The sequence below is a fragment of the Streptomyces sp. NPDC007088 genome, from assembly GCF_042869355.1.
Taxonomy (GTDB): Bacteria; Actinomycetota; Actinomycetes; order Streptomycetales; family Streptomycetaceae; genus Streptomyces.
In genome coordinates, this window is the sequence record NZ_JBIAFO010000009.1 from 70,472 (window position 1) to 88,158 (window position 17,687).

The window sequence follows — 17,687 nt, forward strand, 5'->3', positions numbered from 1 at the left end:
GTGTGCGCGGCCTCAGTCGTCGTGGGCGACGGCCGAGAGACCCATGGCGCGCAGGTCCGGCATGGTGCCGTCCTGGGCGGCGCGCAGCGCCTCGATCAGGGTGCCGCCGGCGCCGTCCACCCGCGCGAACCCGTCCTGGAGGAGGTTGGTGGTGGAGGTCATGCGCGGGCCCCAGGCCCAGCCGTCGTCGATCTTCTCGGCCTCCTCCTGGAAGAGGGAGTAGATGTCCTGGCCGCCGTAGTAGGAGCGGTCGAACGCCTTCCGGGCGACGGGCACCAGCGCGGGTACGGCCGGGTACTGGCTGCTGGTCCCGCTGGAGAGCCGGGCGCGCAGCGAGTCGGGGTTGCTGACCTGCCACTCGACGAACTCCATGGCGGCCTCGCGGTTGCGGCAGTCCTTGGTGAGGGCGAAGGTCGAGCCGCCGTTGGTGCTGACACGGGGCCGGTCCTCGTCCCACTGCGGCATCGGCGCGATGCGCCAGCGGCCCTTCTGGGCGGGCCGGGCACTCATCTGCGCCCCCGCGTCCCAGGCCCCGTTGAGCCGGGTGAGGATACGGCCGCCGGCGATCTGGGCGTCGCCCTCCTTGCTCTGGCCCGGGTTGACGAAGGCGAGGTCCTCGTCGATGAGGTGCTGCCAGAAGGCGGCGACCCGGCGGGTGGGCGCGTCGGTCATCGACAGGTGCCAGGAGTCGCCCTCGATCCTGAACCAGCGCGCTCCCGCGGCCCAGTTGTAGGCTGCGAACTCGTTGGCCCCGTCCGACCAGAAGGTGCCGAGGCGCCGGCCCCGGTCCGCCTTGCGCACCGTTCGGGCGACCTCCTCGTATGCGTCCCAGGTGCGCGGCACCTCGATGCCGTACTGGTCGAAGAGGTCCTTGCGGTAGTGCAGCACCATGGGTTCGACGTCCAGCGGCACCGCGAAGACCTTGCGGTCGAAGGTCGTCAGCGCGAGGGACTGCGGGAGCAGTTGGCGGCGCAAGCGGTCGCTGAGGAGGTCCGTGACGTCGGTGGCCACCCCGTCGATCGCGAACCCGGGCAGCTGCGGGTACTCGATGGTCGCGACGTCGGGGGCGTTCCCGGCGCGGGCGGCGTTACTGAGCTTGAGATAGCCGCCCTGTGCCCCTCCCGGGATGAGCTGGAAGTCGACGTGGATGGTGCGGCTGCTCTTGTTGAACGCGTCCACCACTTCCTGGCTGCCCCTGAGGGAGGACCAGAACGTGACGGTCGTCTTTCCCGTGCTGCGCGATCTGCCCGCCTCCGGCCCGCCGCAGGCGCTCAGAGCGCCCGCGAGCGGCAGTGCGGCCATCGCGGCGAGCACGGACCGACGGCTCTGTCGATCCGGCATGTACGCCTCCTGCGGCTCCTGCGGCTCGTCTCCCGGCGCTCGGCGCGTCCGGGACATCGGCATCCTGCTCGATCGAACAAGAGCGGTCAATAGAACGATCAGAAGAAACCGAAAGCGGTCATTCGCTCAGCGAGCAGCGGGGAGTTCGCGTACCGATCCGCGCACCTTCAGCTCGGGCAGGAGTTCCGTCCTGCGCACCGGGGCGACCGTTCCCGAGGCGGCCTCCTCCAGCCGGTCCAGGAGGAGCTGGGCCGCGGCGGCGCCGATGCGGGCCTTGGGCGGGGCGACGGCGGTCAGCGGGGTGCTGCCGAGACCCGCCACGACGTCGTCGTAGGCGATCACCGAGCAGTCCTCGGGCACCCGCACTCCCGCCTCCGCGAGCCGCTGCACGTGGATCAGCGCGTCCTCGTCCCCGTGCAGGAGGGCGGCGGTGGCCCGGTGTTCGCGCAGGAGCCCGGCGAGGCCGAGTTCGCCGGCTTTCGACTCGTCCCGCGGATCGGGCACCGCCAGTGGCGAGCTGAGCGCCACCGCCGCGTGCTCGACCTCGGGACGGGCGGCGGTGATCTCGGCGAAGGCCGCCCGCACGGCGCGCGCGGTGGGGCTGTCGTCGCGCGCGGCGAGCACGATACGGCGGTGCCCTCGGGTGACGAGGTGCTCCACCGCGAGGTGTACGCCGTACCAGTGGTCGGAGCACACCGAGTCGCGCGCGTGCAGCGGGCTGCCGGGGGCCGGACGGCGCTCCATCAGGACGGTGGGCACGGGGAGTTCGGCGAGCCACGCGTAGTCGGCGCGCTCGGCGCCGAGACTGCGCCAGCGTGGGGCGATGAGCACGCCGCGCGCCCCGCCGGCGAGCGCCGACTCGGTCATCGCCCGCTCGGTGTCCGGCCCCTGCGGTGCGATGTGCAGGGCGATACGGGTACCGGCCGCCTCCAGGACCTGCCGGGCCCCGTTCAGCGTCTCGAACAGGTAGGAGTGCCGTTGGGGGACGACGACGGCGACCGTGCGCCCCTCGTCCGGCGCTCCCCCCGCGGTCCGCTCCGCCTCGGCCACCGGGGCCAGGGACCGCGCGATGCCGTGGCCCCGCGTGAGCCGGCCCGACCGGGCCAGCTCCTCGACGTCCCTGCGTACGGTCACGACGGACACGTCGAGTTCGGCGGCGAGGTCGGCGACCCTCGCCCGGCCGCGCGCCTCGACGGCCGCGAGGATTCGCTGGCGTCTGACCTCTACCGGCTCGCGCATGGTGCCCCTCCCGCCCGGACCGGCCGGCCTCGCGGCGCGCGCCCGGGGACGTGATGTTCGTTTGAACGCTTTTCCCGGAAGCATAACGATCAGGTTGAGGGGACCTTGATCCCGGGGCCGGAGGGCGGGCGCCGGTCACCCGGACCCGGGAGGCAGGGCGCGCAGAAAGGGGCTGACCACCGCGTGCAGGGCCTCTGGCCGTTCGAGGTGGACGTCGTGTCCGGCGCCCGGCACCCCCGCCGACCAGATCGAGGGGCGGGCCTCGAACATGTGCCGCACCGAGGGGGAGGTGCCGCCTTCGAGGAAACCGTGCTGGGCCGTCACCAGCAGCGCGGGGCGCTCCAGCCGGGCCCACGCCTCCCACGCGGGGGCCGCACCGGCGGCTTCCAGCACGGCCGCCATCACGTCGAGGTCGAAACGCGGCCACCAGCCGTCCGCCCGCCGCTCCAGCCCCTCGGCCCAGCCCTCGCCGAGCCGTCCGCCCCCGAGACGGGTGACCGCCTCGGTGCGGGAGGCGAACGGAACCGGCCAGGACCGCAGCCACGCGAGGGCGGGAGGCTCGGCGGCGGGAGCGCCCGCTCCCTCGGCACGCGGTTCCCCACCGGTCTCCCGGCCCGGCCCCGCACCGCCTCCCCGCGCGTCGCGCCCGCTCCCGGCGCGCGGCCGCTCACCGGCGTCGCACTCCACCAGGACGAGGGCGCGCACGAGTTCGGGGTGGGCGGCGGCGGTCAGCAGCGCCGTCCGGCCGCCCAGCGACTGCCCGAGGAGCACGACCGGGGCGAGTCGCAGCGCCCGGATCACGGCGACCGTGTCGGCGACCTGGGCGGCGTGCCCCACCTCGGCGGGGCGCCGTTCGCTGCCGCCGTGGCCCCGCTGGTCGAAGGCGGCCGCACGGTACCCCTCGGCGCGCAGGGACCGCGCCGCCGTCTCCCACTCGCCCCCGTGTCCCGCGAGCCCGTGCAGGAGGAGGACGCCGGGCCCGGTACCTCCCCAGTCGCGGCACCACAGGGGGACGCCGCCGTGGCCGCGCACGGTGAGGCCGGCCGCGGCCCGTCCCGCCGGTGTCACCGTGTGGCGCCGGGGACGAGGGCGCGCAGCAGGTCCTCGGCGATTCCGGGCGGCGCCACCGGGTCGTCGGCGGCCAGGACGCGGTACCAGACGACACCGAGGACGAGGTCGGGAACGAGTGCGGGCGCGGGCTGTGTGGGCAGGTCGCCGCGCCGGGCGGCGCGTTCGAGGAGCAGGCCGAGGGCCGCGCGGCGGCGCTGGAGGAACTCCTCCCTGAACACCGGGGCGAAGTCCGGGTCGATCTGCGCCTGTGCCATCAACGCCCGCAGGATGAGCACGACTTCGGGCTGGGAGCCCAGGCGGAACCAGGCGTCGAGAAACGCCCGCAGGTCCTTCTCCCAGCTCCCGAGGTCTTCGGTGGGCAGCCGCAGGTCCGCCTTGTGGGCGAGCGCGTCCAGCAGGACATGCGCTCTGGAGGGCCACCACCGGTAGATCGTCTGCTTGCCGACGCCCGCCCGGCGCGCGATGCCCTCCACGGTGAGCGCGGCGAAGCCGCCCTCCGCGGCGAGGTGATACGCGGAGAGGAGGATCGCCTCCTTGCTGGAGGCGCTGCGCCTGCGGCCACGCCGCTCGAACGCGGCTTCTCCGGAAGGGGGTTGAGTGCTCGACGTCATGGGGCCATCTTAATGCGAGACGCCACGGTCCGGAAAGGTGGGCGGTGTCCGCGCTACGTCGCGCGGCTCGCGCGAGCGCTGTCCGTCCGGCGCGTGGCCCGCCCCGAGGAGAGCGCCGCACTCGTCGTCCTCACGGCCCGCCGCACCGGCGTCACGGGCGGCGGGTTCGCGTCGGACGGCGGTGCGCGCCCGATCGCTCTCGGCTGACCGGCGCGGGCGAGTGTGCCCTCCGTGGGTGTCCTGCGTGCGGGCGCGTCCACCGTACGGGCGCGTCCACCGTACGGGTCGCGTACCGGCGGCGGGCCCGGGGCTCCGCGCGTTCCCGGGCGATCCGGCCCGTGTCGGTTCCCGCTCCAGGGGCAGGTGAGCGGTCAAGGTGGGGGGTCCGGCCGCCTCGGCCGGGCCAGGATCGGTGGACGGAGACGAGGAACCCCATGAAGAGCGTGGAACTGCTGACGGACGCCTTCGAGCGGATCAACGAGGAGGTGCACGGAACGGTGGAGGACCTCTCGGCGCAGGACCTCAACGCGCGGCTCGATCCCGGGGCCAACTCGGTCACCTGGCTGGTCTGGCACCTCACGCGGGTGCAGGACGACCATGTCGCGGACGCGGCGGGCCAGGAACAGGTGTGGACCTCGGAGGGGTGGGCGGATCGTTTCTCCCTGCCGCTGCCCGCCGAGGCCACCGGTTTCGGGCAGAGCGCCTCCGAGGTCGGCCAGGTGGAGGTGGACTCGGGGGAACTACTGCTCGGCTACTTCGACGCGGTCCACGCCCGTACCCAGGCGTACGTGGCGGGACTGGACGACGCGGCGCTCGACCGGGTCGTCGACGAGAACTGGTCCCCTCCGGTGACGCTCGGCGTGCGGCTGGTGAGCGTCGTCTCCGACTGCCTCCAGCACATCGGGCAGGCGGCGTTCGTCCGGGGAGTGCTGGAACGGCGCTGACCGGCCACCCGCAGCCGGCTCCCCGCGGTCCCGCCGCTCCCCGGGCGGCAGATGGCGGCCGAGCGGACCGGCGGACCCCGGACTGACGGCGCAGTCCGGGGCACCGGTGCTCGTCCGCGCCCGCGCCCGCACCGGCCGAGCGCCGGGCCGGCGCCGCACCAGGGCGACGACGATCCGGCGCGCACCGGCCCGGGAACGCGGGGCGACCGGGGGGCAGCCGTGGTTCAGCGCGGGAGGAGTTCCTCGATCAGGCCGGCGGCGCGCGGGGCTCCGCCCTCGGCGCGGGTCTGCTCCCGCAGCCGCGCGCACCGCCTGGTGACCTCCTCGCCGCTCAGCGCGGTCAGGGCGGCGCGCAGGCGTGTCACGTCCGCCTCGTCGGTGTCGAGGCGGCGTGCCACGCCGAGTGCGACGAGCCGGTCGGCGTTCACGAACTGTTCGGCCGCCTGCGGAACGGCGATCATCGGCGTGCCGGTGAGCAGCCCCTCGGCGCAGCCGCCCATGCCCGCGTGGGTGACGAAGAGGTCCGCCTGCTCCAGGACGGCGAGCTGCGGCACCCAGGAGTGCGCCTCGACGTGGGGCGGCAGCGGTCCCAGTTCGGCCGGGTCGACGTCCGCGCCGATCTGGAGGACGAGGTGCAGACCGGGGAGGCCGCCGAACGCGGCGAGACACCGCCGGTAGAAGTCGGGCTGGCGGGTGTAGGCGGAGCCGAGGGACACCAGGACGACCGTCTCCGCGTCCTCGGGGCGCCGCCACGTCTCCCGCCGGGCCCGCTCCCCCGAGCAGGGGCCCACGAACGTGACGACGTCCGTGTTCACCTTCTCCGCGTGCGGCTGCATCGCACGCGGCACGAGGGCCAGGGAGCGGGCGGGGGGCCCGACGAAGGCGTCCATGTCCAGGGTTTTCGCCCCGCTCTCACGCAGCCACGCGGTGAAGGCCGCGCGGTAGGCGTCGGCGCCGGGCAGTCGCCACAGGGCGGCGGCGACCTCCTCCTCGTAGCCCTCCCACCCGACGAAGGTCGGCGAGAGCTGGAGGAGCGGCCGGTCCTGGGCCTCGGCGAGGGCGCGCGCGGCATAGGCGCCGATGTCGTACAGGTACAGGTCCGCCGGGTCGTTCCCGTACGCGGCGCGCAGTTGGGGCAGGACCCGGCGCGCGTCGTCCAGGAACTCGGTCATTCCGGCGATCGGTTCCTGGGGCCAGGCGGCTTTCCGGACGGGCGGGAGCCGCGAGGAGAAGGGCACGAACTCGGCGCCGGTGGCGGTCAGGACGTCGGCGAGCAGCGGGTCGTTGGCGACGGTGACGCGGTGTCCGCGGCGCACGAGTTCACGGACGATCTCCAGGCTGGGCAGCACGTGGCTGATCGCCGGGACTCCGATCACCGCGACGTGGGCGCGCGGGGGCGCGGACGGGGTGGGACGAGGCATGGGTGAGCACTCTCGATTCTGCGATCGGGGCGGCTGAGGGCAGCGTGACCCGGCGGCGGCGCCAGGGGTACGGGCGCGGCCGCGCGGTGTTAGGGCTGTCAGCCGTAGATCTGCAGGAGGTTCATGGGGAGAGCGTAGGGGTGGCGGGAGCGCGTCTCAACGGGTTTACGGGGTGGGCCCGGGTGCGGACCGCTCGGCCGGTGCTCTGGCGTGGCGCGGTGTTCACGCAGGTGGGGCCGCGTTGTCAGACCCGGGTGGAACGATGCGTGGGTCGGCTTCAACAGCGCGAGGTTCATCAGGTCGGGGTGGGGGTGGAGGTCATGGTGTTCGTCCACTATCGGTGCGACAGCTGCGGTGCTCCTTACGGCAGGTGGCGCGGGAGCACGCGTATGACGGTGTGTGACCGGTGCGAGCGGGTCGGCGGCGTCTCGCCGGGCCCGGACCCGGTGCCCCTGGCCGAGGTGCTGCCCGGCGTTCTGAGCGCTCTGCGCCCCGCGCCGCCGGTGGCCGCGTCCACGGTCACGGGCGGCGGTGGTGACGGTGGTGGCGCGGCCCGGTCGCCGGTCGTCTCCGGGCAGGACCCGTCCCGCGTACCGCGGCGGCTCGCGTCGATACCCGGCCAGGGCGGTCCCCGGGCCCCGGTGTTCGGGCGGTGCGGGCTGTGCGGGGCGCCCGCCGAGTGGCGGCGGACGGCCCGGGGCCGCTGGGTACTGCTGGAGCCCGGGGAACGCCCCTGCGCGCTGGTGCCGCCCGGCAGCCGGTGGCGGATCGTCGCCGACGGTACGGCGGTGGGGGTGACGGGCGGCCCTTCCTGGCGTCCGTGCCGCGCGGCCCACCGCGAGCAGTGCCCGGCGGGCACCGCCGCTCTGGCGGCCGGACGCAGATCGGCCTGAGGGCCCGTGCGCGGGGCGAACGGGGCGGTCCCCGCCGCCTCCTGTGCGGGGCGACGGGGCCGGGACGAGCCGTGCCTCCGGGCTAGCCGACCGGCAGCGCGCCGCACGCCTCGGGCCGCAGGGGCCGGGCGGGCGGGGTGGGCTGCGGCGGGCGCCCCGGTTCGGGCGGGGCGACGCCGATGGCCCGGCGGCGCAGGGCGACACCGAGGTAGCGTTCGGCGGCGTAGGCGGCCTCGCGGCTGGTGCGCTGTGCCATCAGGACGCACAGGGTGTACGCGGTCGCCTCGAACCGGCGGCGCACCGTGCCGTTGGACGGGTGGTCGAGCACCAGCCGCTCCCAGGCGCGGTAGCGGTCGAGTACCCGGGCCACGGCCCGGCGTTCGGGGTGGAGCACGGTCGGCACTCGGCTCTTGTCCACGGCGCGGTCACCGGCCCTGGGCGGCGGACAGCGCCGGGGTGTCCTCGGCGGCGCTCGTTGCGGCGGCGGTGCGGTCCGTGGTGAGCGGCTCGCCGGGCCGCTCGGCCGGGGCGGGCACCTCGTGGGGCGCCGGGAGGGTGGGGAGCGGTTCCACGGCGGGGGCCGTACGCGTGGGGAGGCCGCCGGGCGCGGGGATGCGCTGGGCGTCCTTGACGAGGCGGGTGAACCAGATGACCTTGCCCTCGGCGGTGGCGCAGGTGCCCCAGCTGTCGCTGAGCGCGGCGACTCTGCCGAGACCTCCTTTGTGGGAGGTCAGCAGGCGTGGCAGCCGGTGGTCGCGGTCGGCGACCGAGACGGTGAGTTGCCGGCCGCTCCAGCGGATCTCGACGACGCTGCGCTTGTCGCCGCGCGCGTGGGCGGCGACGTTGCGCAGCAGTTCCTCGACCGCGCGGCAGACGGGGGCGACCTGGAGATCGAGTCCCCAGTAGCGCAGGTGGGCCGCGGCGATGCGCCGGACCTGTGAAAGGCGCTCCTCGGTCGCTTCGACCTCAAGCGTGCAGCGGCGATTGACCACACCGGCCATGTCCTGGCTCCTTACGCGAAGCCCACTACTCCCTGCCCCGAGTACGAAGAGTGAGCGGTGTCGTTCTGAGGGTATGGCCACCCTGGCCCGAAAGGGTGACTTCCGCAACACGCGACCTCTCACTGTGTCATCGCCGCAGCTCAGAGGTGGCGTGGCGGGTCACCCGAACGACCGGTGACCCGTGGTCGCTCCCGGCTTCCGACTTCCGGTACGCCGGTTCAGCCGCCGGTCGTGGAGGAGCCGGTCCCGGCCGGGCCGGGCGTGATCCCGGCGGCCGGCCCGGTGGGGTCCTTCGTCGTCGCGGCGCCGCTCTTCGTGGCGGTCACGACGCGGCCGCGCGCGGGACCGCCCAGGCGCCACAGGCTCAGGGCGCTCAGCAGGCCGACGGCGACCAGGGCGCAGGTGTAGACGGTGAGTCCGCCCCAGTGCCCGTGGCTGTAGACGGAGCCACCCGCGGAGCCTCCGATCGCGCTGCCCGCGTAGTAGAAGAACAGGTAGACGGCGGCGCCCTGCACACCGAGGGCGGAGGAGCGGGCCCCGACCCAGCCGCTGGCCACGGCGTGCGCCGCGAAGAAGCCCACCGTGAAGACCACGAGTCCGGGGATGACCCCGCCCAGACGCGGGATCAGCATCAGCAGGAGCCCGGCGAGGGCGACGGCCAGGGCCGGGCCGAGGACGAGCCGCCTGCCGCAGCGGTCCACGAGCCGGCCGGCCAGCGCGGAGGAGAAGGACCCGGAGAGGTAGGTGACGAACAGCAGGCCCGCCGTGCCCTCCGACAGGTTGAAGGGCGCGTCGATGAGCCGGAAGCCGAGGTAGTTGTAGACGGTGACGAAGGCGGCCATGGCCACGAACCCGACGAGGTACAGCCGCAGCAGTCCGGTGTCCGGCAGGGCCCGGCCCACTCCGCGCAGCAGCGCCCGCGGCGACGCCTCCTTGGGCACGAAGCGGACGGAGGGCGGGATCGCGAGGCGGAAGACGAGCGCGCATCCGGCGGCGATGACGCCGACGGCCCCGATGGACCAGCGCCAGCTGTGCGTCCACTGCAGGACCCCGTCCGCGGCGAGCCTGCCGAGCATCCCGCCGATCCCGTTGCCCGCGACGTACAGGCCCATCGCCTGCCCGAGCGAGCCGGGGTGCACCTCCTCGGCGAGGTAGGACATCGCGGTGGCCTGGAGCCCCGCGAGCGAGAGCCCCTGAAGGAGGCGGAACAGCAGCAGGACGGGGAAGTTCGGCGCGAAGGCCGAGGCGATGCCGAAGACCGCCGCCGCGCCGAGCGCGAGCGACATCATCGAGGTGCGGTTCCAGGCGTCGGAGAGGGCGGTCAGCGGGATGACCCCGACCGCCATGGCCAGGGTCGCGACCGAGACGCTGAGCGAGGCCCCGGCCGGCGAGAGACCGAGGTCCGAGGACAGGGACGGGAGGAGCGCCTGGACGCAGTACAGCGTCATGAAGGTCCCGAGCCCCGCCGCGAAGAGGGCGGCGCAGGCGCGCCGGAAGGCGGGGGTGCCGCTGACGTGGGGCGGGGGTATGTGCGGGCTCTCGGTCACGCGGGCAAATGTATGTAGAGACCATTCAATGCGTCCAATGCATGAGGGAGTCCGCCGTCATCCAGATATGGAACGGTGCGGCGAGGGTGTTCCGCGCCGTTCCGTCCTCCGGTGCCGGCCCCGGGCCCACGCACTCGAACTGAGGGGCGATCGGGACGCCTGTGGGGGCCGACCTGGGGGAAGGATCGGAGCGTGCGTGATCCACAAGACGTGAAAGCCGCCGTCCGTGCTCTCTGGGGACGGGCCAGGAACGAGCCCGGGTTCGTCCGGACGGTGCGCTCGGCCGCCGCCGCGACCCTCGCCTACGTGGTCGCGGTGCGGCTGAGCGACGAGCCCGCGCCGCTGACGGCCCCTCTGACGGCCCTGCTCGTGGTCCAGGTGACGCTCTACTCGACCCTCACGACGGGGATACGGCGGGTGACCGCGGTCGTCGTCGGGGTGCTCATCGCGGTCGGCTTCAGCGTCCTGGTGGGGCTCACGTGGTGGAGCCTCGGGCTGATCATCCTGGCCTCGCTGGTGATCGGCCACGCGGTCAGGGTGAGCGAGTTCGTGCCGGAGGTGGCGATCAGCGCGATGCTCGTGCTCGGGGTCAGCCGGGTCACGGACACGGCCTGGGACCGGGTGCTGGAGACCGTCATCGGCGCGCTGGTCGGCCTGCTGTTCAACTTCGTCTTCGCGCCGCCCGTGTGGACGCGCACGGCGGGGGACGCGCTGGAGGACCTGGCGCGGCGCATGCGCAGGCTGCTGCTGCGGATCGGTGAGGAGCTGAGCAGCGCGACCCCGGTGGAGGACGCGCGGGCCCGCCTCCAGGAGGCACGGGACCTCGACCACGACATCGCGGACGTGGACGCGGCGCTGCGGCAGGCCGAGGAGAGCCTGCGGTTCAACCCCCGGGTCCGCGAGGGGCTGCTGAACCGAGTCGTGCTGCGCACCGGTCTGGACACCCTGGAGATCTGCACCGTCGTCCTGCGGGTCCTCGCCCGCACCTTCACCGACCTCGCCCACGGACGGGCGGCGGACGGGGCGCGGGAGGGCAAGGACCTGTTCCCGCCCGAGGCCGGACGGGCGGTGGAGAGCATGCTCGGGCACGTCGCGGACGCGCTGGTGAGCTTCGCGGTGCTCGTGACCACGCCGGTCAGCGAGAGCGCCCAGGCCGCGGAGGAGCGCCTCACCGCCGAACTCCTCGCGGCGGCCCGGGGGCGCGCGACCGTGGGCCGGTTGCTGCGCGAGAGCACCCGGCACGACGCGGAGCACTGGTTCCTGTACGGAGCACTGCTCACCGAGGTGGACCGCATCCTCGCCGAACTCGACCTGGAGCACCGCTCCCAGCGGCTGCTGGAGGAACTCGACCGCAACGCCCGGGAGCAGCGCGAACGCAGTCCCCGTCTGACCCGGCTGCGGACGCGGGCGGCGCACCTGCGCCGCCGCCGGCGCCGCCCCTCCCCCGCCGTGCCGGCCCCGCGCCCGCGGCCGGCCGGGACCGGCGGGCCGGACGCCGGGACGCGGCCGGCGCCGGGAGAGCGGGCCGAAACCGGCCGCGGCGAGGGCTGACGCCTCCGGCCCGGACCGGCCGCGGCGCGGTCACGGCCCCTCGTGCAGCCCCCGGTCGGCGGGCCCGAGCACGAAACGGGTGAAGCGCACGGTCAGCGCGTCGCGCTGCGGGGAGCAGCAGAAGGGCCCGGCCGTCGCCTCGGCGTCGGCGGGGAGGTGGGCGAGGCGGACCATGCGCCACTCCCCCTCGCCCTTGCGGGCTCGCACGGTGAGGGCGTCGCCCGAGCGGCTGACCCGGACCGTCACCGAGGCGCCCGCCCAGTCGGGGACCGGTCCCAGGGACCAGTCGGACGTGCCGTGCGTGACGACCGCTCCCAGGTGCGGGCTGCCGTCGGTGGACTCGATCCCGGCCTTGACCCAGGTTCCCTCGTCCACCCGGACCAGGACGCCCGCCTGGTCGTACAGCTCGGGGAGTGTGGCCTCGAAGGTCACCTCGACGGCGCTGTCCCGCGGGAAGGGGGCGAGCAGCGCGTGCCCGCTGTCCCGGACGAACCCGTACGAGGTGGTACGCCAGAAGTCGCTGCCCTCGGCGGTGGTGACCCGCAGGCCGCCCGCGGGCTCGGACACCGCCTCGGGGGGTTCGTTGAGCCAGTGCGCCTCGCCCCAGCGCGAGGACTGCCGTGTCCGCATCGATCTCCTCGGTCTCCGGTCCCCGCCCGTGGACGGCGGTGACCTGCTCGCTTCACCCGTTCGGCCCTACGGGTGAAGCCTCGCACAAGGTGCCCGGCCGGGCGCGTCACGGTGTCAGGCCGCGCGGACGGGAGGGCGCTGCGGTTGCCGCGAGCGCGCGCACGCGGCGCCATGGAGGCAGGACCGGTCGCGCCCGAGGCAGGGAGGTGGCGGCGATGGCGGTGGACCACACCCTCGACAACCCCAACGAACTGGACGGTCTCGACGTGTACGACGTCGACGGCGAGAAGATCGGCGGGGTCGACGAGGTCTATCTCGACGACCGCACGGGCCGCCCGGAGTGGGTCACCGTGAAGACGGGCCTGCTCGGCATCCGTGAGCACTTCGTCCCGCTCGCCGGGGCCGAGCGGGAGGGGCGGATGCTGCACGTCCCGTACACCAAGGACCTCGTGCGCGACGCGCCCCGGCCGGACGACGCGGACGAGCACCTGGACGCCGCCCAGGAGAGCGCGCTCTACACGTACTACGGGCTCACGGTCGTGCCGGAGGAGGCGGAGGGCTGGGGAGAGACGGAGCGCGAGGTGGCGCGCGAGAACATCGCGGACGAGGACCTCGGCGGGACCGGCGGGACGCCTGCCTGAACCGCCCCGCGTGTCCGGACCCGCGGTGCGCCGCCCGCCCCCTGCCGGGCCGGGTGGCGCACCGTCTGCCCGCACGCGGGTGTCACACCCTGCCGGTGCCGTTCGCGTAGGACTTCATGCTGTACGTGCCGAAGCCGTTCTGCACGGGGTCGCCGGTGTTGTTGACGCAGTGCAGGATGCCGCCGCCGCCCGCGTCGTTGAGGCAGACCGTCATCAGGTCGGTGAGGACGACTCCCGGGGTGTCGGGGATCTCGTAGGCGCGGTCGGTGTAGATGTTCGCGCTGAGATTGAAGAAGCAGTAGCTGCCCAGGCCCCACGCGTGGTGGGTGCGCACGCCGTCGGCGACCTTGTAGGCCGCGTAGCCGAGGGTGGAGCCGTGCCTCCAGGCCGACTGGGTCGGCACGTCGTAGGGGTGCTCGTTCTGGAAGAAGTAGGTGCTGCCGTGTTCGCCCTTCCACAGCACTTCGTGCTTCTGGTAGTGCTCGACGGCGAGGGCGTAGGCGGTGACGTGGTCCCCGTTCACGACGACCCCGGTGTCGGCCGGGTTGACCGACCAGCCGACGGTGCCGTCGAGCCCGTGGTCGGCGCGCCAGAGCCAGAGGTTGTCGCAGATCACGTCGTTGCTGTCGATGCGGACGCTGACCTCGGCGCCTCCGGCCAGCGCGCCGCCGATCCGGGCGTAGACGTCGAACAGCGCGGTGGGGTCGGCGCTGTGCCGCCGCCGGCCGTGGCCCTCGCCGACGCGCAGCAGTACCGGGGTGTGGCGGGAGGCGGCCTCGAAGAGCACACCGGCGACCGTGACGCCGGGGACGTCGGCGACCTCCAGCACGGTGTTGCCGCGTGTGGAGCGCAGGGTGGCGAGACCGAGCCCGAGGACGACGGTCCCGGGCCGGTTCACGCGCAGCGGCGCGGAGATGTCGTAGACGCCGGGGGTGATCAGCAGGTGCTTGCCCTGGGCGAGCGCGCGGTTGAGGGTGGCGGCGGAGTCACCGGGCCGGGCCACGTGGAACTTCGACAGCGGGACCGCGCGGCCGCGGGCCGGGCCGTGCGCCCAGGTCGTGCCCGTGCTGTTCCTGCGCAGCGCGGGGACGAACACCTGATAGGAGCCGTGCCGGTCCACCGTGAGGAACGGCTTCTCCCGGATCACCGGGGTGCGGTCGATCGTGGTGTACGGAGGGGTCGGGAAGGACTGCGCGGGCGCGCCCTGCACACCGACGAAGACCATGTTCCAGTTGGCGCCGCTCCAGCTGCCGAACGTGTCGTTGCGCGACAGCCACTGCTGCTGCGACCCCGACTCCACCTGCCCGTCGACCACGCTGTCCGCCAGGAAGCCGCCGCTGGACCACTGGTTGCCCGGCGGGCTCGGCCACAGCGTCATGTCGCCCTTGATGTGCACGCGCCGCATCGGCCCGGCCTGGGCGACGGCCCAGCGCTCCAGCCCGTCGGGCGGCGCGATGGTCAGGTTCTCCGCGGCGCGCCAGAAGTTCTGGGTGCCGTTGCCCTCCAGCCACTGCGCGTCGACCGTGACATGGCCGTTGATCACCACGTCCTCGGGGCTCGCACCGAGGCCCAGGACGTGCGTGTAGAAACCGACGTTGATGTCGACGTGGTAGGTGCCCGGCAGGAAGGCCAGGGCGTACCGCTCGTCGCCGAACTGGTTGGACTCCTGCGTGGCGAAGACGGCGTCGACCCTGGCCTGGATCGCCGCGTCGCCCATGGACGGATGGAAGACCAGGACGTTCGGTCCCAGGGCGGCTCCGGTACCGCCCGTGCCGTGCTGACCGGAGGTGGTGGCCGAGGCGAACGCCTGGCCCGCGCCGAGGCCGCCGATCAGCGGCACGGCGGCGATGGCGGCCCCGCGCAGCACGCTGCGGCGAGAGGGAATGGTGGACACGGCTCTCCCTGCGAAGTGGTGGAAAGAACAGAACCGCCGGCCGGTCCCTGTCGCTGAGAGCGCTCTCAGCCACGAAGTGAATCACCACGGGTGTGCAGCGTCAATGAGATGACGCGAAGCGGGAGTTGGGCTTTGCGACCGCGCTCGTGAACCTGTTGGAAGCCTGTGTGGCGGGCGGCTGGCCCACGGTGCCGGCGGGCTCTTCCACCGCCGGTGTCACGCCCCCGCTCCCCTTGGGGATGTTTGGGCCTACGCCACCCGGTCACCCGGGTCGGAACAAGACCGTCCGAATTCCCGAGTACCCGAGGAGTGACTCGTCGTGGAGTGGATTCACCACGCGGCCTGCATCGGCACCGACCCGGAACTGTTCTTCCCGGTGAGCAGCGAGGGCCCGGGAGCCCGGCAGCGGGAGGAGGCCAAGCAGGTGTGCGCCGGCTGCCCGGTGCGGCAGCAGTGCCTCGAATGGGCTCTGGAGAGCCGTCAGCGCGCCGGGATCTGGGGCGGACTGGACGAGCGGGAGCGGGCGGCCCTGGGCCGCCGCCGGGCGAACCGGCTCCGGTCGGCGGGCGGCGTCGCGCGCTGAGCCGCTTCGGCCGCCCGTCCGCCCGGAGGTGGCGAGGCGTCAGCCCCGCACCCCGCTCACCCCGGGTTCCTCGCTGAGCAGGGAGTCGTCGGTGACTCGCGCCCCGGGCAGACCGTGCACGGCGGCGACGAGCGCGGCGTCCACATCGCTCGTTCCGGTCGCCACGCACAACAGCGAGGACACCTCGGCCAGTTCACGCCTGGCCTCGGGGCCTCCGCGCTCGGCCTCCAGCACCCTCAGGGCGTGGTGACGCTCGACGAGGTTGCGCAGGATCACGGGGTGGGCGAGCAGCACGAGGGGCCTCCGGTGTCGTGACGGTCCGCCGGTCGGGCGGAGACTTCGATCTTCGGCTGCCCTCCGTCTGCCCCTGCGCACCTTTCGCACACCCGCGCGAGGGAAGACGATCGTCACGTGCCCACAACCGTCCGGGCGCGCGAGGTGGGTGCCGGTTCAGTCGAGGATCACGTCCGGCTCGTAGAGGTCGAACCACAGGGCGAGGTCGAGGGTGCGTTCGAGGCCGCGCCGGGCGGCCTGCGTCGACGGCGGGTCCGCGCGGCCGGCCAGAGCGCGCACCCGGTCGGCGTCGACCAGGGTGAACACCGGATGGCCGGGCCGGCTCAGCAGGTCCCTGGCCTGGTCCTGCAACGCCGCCGCGTACTTGGGGTCCCGGGTCGAGGGGTACGGGCTCTTGACGCGGTCGTGGACGGAGCGCGGGAGCACGTCGCGTACGGCGGCGCGCAGCAGGCTCTTCTCCCGCCCGTCGAAGGACTTGAGCGCCCACGGGGTGTTGTAGACGTACTCGACCAGGCGGTGGTCGCAGAACGGGACCCGCACCTCCAGCCCGACCGCCATGCTCGCGCGGTCCTTGCGGTCGAGCAGGACGCGGACGAACCGGGTCAGGTGCAGATGGCTGATGCGGCGCATCCGGTACTCGAAGTCGCTCTCCCCCGCGAGGCGTTCCACCTGCGCGACGGCCTCGGCGTAGCTCTCCCGCAGGAAGGCCGGGAGGTCGAGGGCGCGGACGGCCTCGGGGCGCAGGACGGTCGAGTCCTCGCCGAAGTGCTCGGCGATCCGCACGAGCCAGGGGAACATCTCGGCCTCGCGCGCCTCGGGGTGGAAGAAGTGCAGGTAGCCGCCGAACACCTCGTCGGCCGACTCCCCGGACAGCGCGACGGTCGCCTGTTCGCGGACCGCGCGGAAGAGCAGCAGGAGCGAGGTGTCGAGGTCCCCCAGGCCCAGGGGCAGGTCCCGGGCGCGGACCATCGCGGCGCGCGCGTCGAGACCGGCGAGGGTGTGGGCGTCCAGGACGAGATCGTGGTGGTCGGTGCGGTGGGTGTGCGCGACGTCGCGGACGTACGGGGAGTCGGTCGTGGCGCGCACCTGATCGGCGACGAAGTTCTCGGTCTGTCCGGCGAAGTCCACCGAGAAGGTGCGCAGCCTCTCGCCACTGGGGGCGAGCCGGCGCGCGGCGAGACCGGTGAGCGCGGAGGAGTCGAGTCCGCCCGACAGCAGGACTCCGTGCGGGACGTCGGCGACGAGCTGACGGTGTACCGCCTCCTCCAGCAGCGCGCGGACCGTGGCGACCGTGGTGTCCCGGTCGTCGGTGTGCGGGCGGGTCCGCAGGCTCCAGTAGACGCGCCGGCGGGTACCGCGCCCGTCGACGGTGAGGACCGTGCCGGGCTCGACCTCGTGCATCCCGTCCCAGACGCCGTGCCCGGGGGTCTTGACGAAGGCGAAGAGTTCCCGCAGCCCGCTCGTACGGATACGCGGGCGCACCCGCGGGTGGGCGAGGATCGCCTTGGGCTCGGAGCCGAACAGCAGCCCCTCGGGGGTGGGGTGGTAGTAGAGGGGTTTGACGCCGAGGCGGTCGCGGATCAGGACCAGGCGGCGGCTGCGGCCGTCGTACACGGCGAAGGCGTACATGCCGTCGAGGCGTTCGGCGACCTCCTCGCCCCACTCCAGGTAGCCGCGCAGGACGACCTCGGTGTCGGAGGCGGTGGTGAAGCGGTGACCGCGCGAGCGCAGTTCGGCGCGCAGCTCGGGGTGGTTGTACGTCTCGCCGGAGTACACGAGGGCGATCGGACCGCCGGGGGTGTCGAGGGTCATCGGCTGCCGGCCGCCCGGCAGGTCGATGACGGCGAGCCTGCGGTGGCCGAGGGCGGCGGGCCCCCCGGTCCAGGTGCCCCGTTCGTCGGGGCCCCGGCAGGCCATCGTGGCCGTCATCGCGTCCAGGGTCTCCCGGCCCGTTCGCGGATCGTGGTCGAAGTCGATCCAGCCGGTGATGCCGCACATCTGTTTACCTCCGCTGACGTTCGCACCC

At 73.9% G+C, this 17,687-nt stretch carries 17 protein-coding genes; 5 read left to right on the forward strand and 12 right to left on the reverse strand.

Annotated elements, in window-relative coordinates; all coding sequences use genetic code 11:
* Nucleotides 1-12: 12 nt before the first annotated feature.
* The 4 genes from ACFYMP_RS16245 to ACFYMP_RS16260 form a co-directional block, all read right to left on the reverse strand.
* Nucleotides 13-1,341 (reverse strand): ABC transporter substrate-binding protein, encoded by a 1,329-nt coding sequence (locus ACFYMP_RS16245; protein WP_388856940.1) that lies wholly within the window; start codon nucleotides 1,339-1,341, stop codon nucleotides 13-15.
* A 126-nt stretch (nucleotides 1,342-1,467) separates the two neighbouring features.
* Entirely contained in the window at nucleotides 1,468-2,580 is a 1,113-nt protein-coding gene (locus ACFYMP_RS16250; protein WP_388856943.1) for a substrate-binding domain-containing protein, read from the reverse strand.
* A gap of 135 nt (nucleotides 2,581-2,715) precedes the next feature.
* Nucleotides 2,716-3,648 carry an alpha/beta fold hydrolase gene (locus ACFYMP_RS16255; protein WP_388856946.1) on the reverse strand — a complete coding sequence of 311 codons (933 nt, stop codon included), beginning with the start codon at nucleotides 3,646-3,648 and terminating at the stop codon, nucleotides 2,716-2,718.
* On the reverse strand, nucleotides 3,645-4,262 hold the full coding sequence (locus ACFYMP_RS16260; RefSeq protein WP_388856949.1) for a TetR/AcrR family transcriptional regulator: 618 nt from the start codon (nucleotides 4,260-4,262) through the stop codon (nucleotides 3,645-3,647). The genes ACFYMP_RS16255 and ACFYMP_RS16260 overlap by 4 nt, the downstream gene beginning before the upstream one ends.
* 434 nt (nucleotides 4,263-4,696) lie before the next feature.
* Here ACFYMP_RS16260 and ACFYMP_RS16265 point away from each other — a divergent pair, with 434 nt between their 5' ends.
* Nucleotides 4,697-5,206, forward strand: coding sequence for a DUF664 domain-containing protein (locus ACFYMP_RS16265; RefSeq protein WP_388856952.1), 510 nt, complete (start codon nucleotides 4,697-4,699; stop codon nucleotides 5,204-5,206).
* A gap of 224 nt (nucleotides 5,207-5,430) precedes the next feature.
* Here ACFYMP_RS16265 and ACFYMP_RS16270 read toward each other — a convergent pair whose 3' ends face one another.
* Entirely contained in the window at nucleotides 5,431-6,627 is a 1,197-nt protein-coding gene (locus ACFYMP_RS16270) for a macrolide family glycosyltransferase (RefSeq protein ID WP_388856955.1), read from the reverse strand.
* A 389-nt stretch (nucleotides 6,628-7,016) separates the two neighbouring features.
* On the opposite strand from ACFYMP_RS16270, the gene ACFYMP_RS16275 reads away from it, so the two are divergent.
* Nucleotides 7,017-7,520, forward strand: a complete 504-nt coding sequence (locus tag ACFYMP_RS16275; protein WP_388856958.1) for a DUF6083 domain-containing protein — start codon at nucleotides 7,017-7,019, stop codon at nucleotides 7,518-7,520.
* An 82-nt stretch (nucleotides 7,521-7,602) separates the two neighbouring features.
* Here the strand turns inward: ACFYMP_RS16275 and ACFYMP_RS16280 are convergent, their stop codons facing one another.
* The 3 genes from ACFYMP_RS16280 to ACFYMP_RS16290 all read right to left on the reverse strand — a co-directional run bounded on the left by ACFYMP_RS16280 (nucleotide 7,603) and on the right by ACFYMP_RS16290 (nucleotide 10,068).
* Complete coding sequence (locus ACFYMP_RS16280; protein WP_388856961.1) at nucleotides 7,603-7,938, reverse strand: DUF5133 domain-containing protein; 336 nt, start codon at nucleotides 7,936-7,938, stop codon at nucleotides 7,603-7,605.
* A 7-nt stretch (nucleotides 7,939-7,945) separates the two neighbouring features.
* Entirely contained in the window at nucleotides 7,946-8,521 is a 576-nt protein-coding gene (locus tag ACFYMP_RS16285; RefSeq protein WP_388856964.1) for an ATP-binding protein, read from the reverse strand.
* 218 nt (nucleotides 8,522-8,739) lie between these two features.
* Nucleotides 8,740-10,068 (reverse strand): MFS transporter, encoded by a 1,329-nt coding sequence (locus tag ACFYMP_RS16290; RefSeq protein ID WP_388856967.1) that lies wholly within the window; start codon nucleotides 10,066-10,068, stop codon nucleotides 8,740-8,742.
* A 192-nt stretch (nucleotides 10,069-10,260) separates the two neighbouring features.
* Between ACFYMP_RS16290 and ACFYMP_RS16295 the strand changes: the two genes are divergently transcribed.
* Entirely contained in the window at nucleotides 10,261-11,619 is a 1,359-nt protein-coding gene (locus tag ACFYMP_RS16295; RefSeq protein WP_388856970.1) for an aromatic acid exporter family protein, read from the forward strand.
* Nucleotides 11,620-11,649: 30 nt separating this feature from the next.
* Here ACFYMP_RS16295 and ACFYMP_RS16300 read toward each other — a convergent pair whose 3' ends face one another.
* Complete coding sequence (locus tag ACFYMP_RS16300; protein WP_388856973.1) at nucleotides 11,650-12,249, reverse strand: DUF1349 domain-containing protein; 600 nt, start codon at nucleotides 12,247-12,249, stop codon at nucleotides 11,650-11,652.
* A gap of 215 nt (nucleotides 12,250-12,464) precedes the next feature.
* On the opposite strand from ACFYMP_RS16300, the gene ACFYMP_RS16305 reads away from it, so the two are divergent.
* Nucleotides 12,465-12,890 carry a PRC-barrel domain-containing protein gene (locus ACFYMP_RS16305; RefSeq protein ID WP_388856976.1) on the forward strand — a complete coding sequence of 142 codons (426 nt, stop codon included), beginning with the start codon at nucleotides 12,465-12,467 and terminating at the stop codon, nucleotides 12,888-12,890.
* 82 nt (nucleotides 12,891-12,972) lie between these two features.
* Here the strand turns inward: ACFYMP_RS16305 and ACFYMP_RS16310 are convergent, their stop codons facing one another.
* On the reverse strand, nucleotides 12,973-14,784 hold the full coding sequence (locus ACFYMP_RS16310) for an adenylyl cyclase (RefSeq protein ID WP_388856979.1): 1,812 nt from the start codon (nucleotides 14,782-14,784) through the stop codon (nucleotides 12,973-12,975).
* A 319-nt stretch (nucleotides 14,785-15,103) separates the two neighbouring features.
* On the opposite strand from ACFYMP_RS16310, the gene ACFYMP_RS16315 reads away from it, so the two are divergent.
* A complete protein-coding gene (locus ACFYMP_RS16315) occupies nucleotides 15,104-15,367 on the forward strand; it encodes a WhiB family transcriptional regulator (protein ID WP_388856981.1) in 264 nt (87 codons plus the stop codon).
* Nucleotides 15,368-15,406: 39 nt separating this feature from the next.
* On the opposite strand, the gene ACFYMP_RS16320 is transcribed toward ACFYMP_RS16315, so the two are convergent.
* Both ACFYMP_RS16320 and asnB read right to left on the reverse strand, forming a co-directional pair.
* Complete coding sequence (locus tag ACFYMP_RS16320) at nucleotides 15,407-15,661, reverse strand: DUF5133 domain-containing protein (RefSeq protein WP_388856983.1); 255 nt, start codon at nucleotides 15,659-15,661, stop codon at nucleotides 15,407-15,409.
* A gap of 156 nt (nucleotides 15,662-15,817) precedes the next feature.
* Nucleotides 15,818-17,659 (reverse strand): asparagine synthase (glutamine-hydrolyzing), encoded by a 1,842-nt coding sequence (gene asnB / locus ACFYMP_RS16325; protein ID WP_388856986.1) that lies wholly within the window; start codon nucleotides 17,657-17,659, stop codon nucleotides 15,818-15,820.
* Nucleotides 17,660-17,687 lie beyond the last annotated feature (28 nt).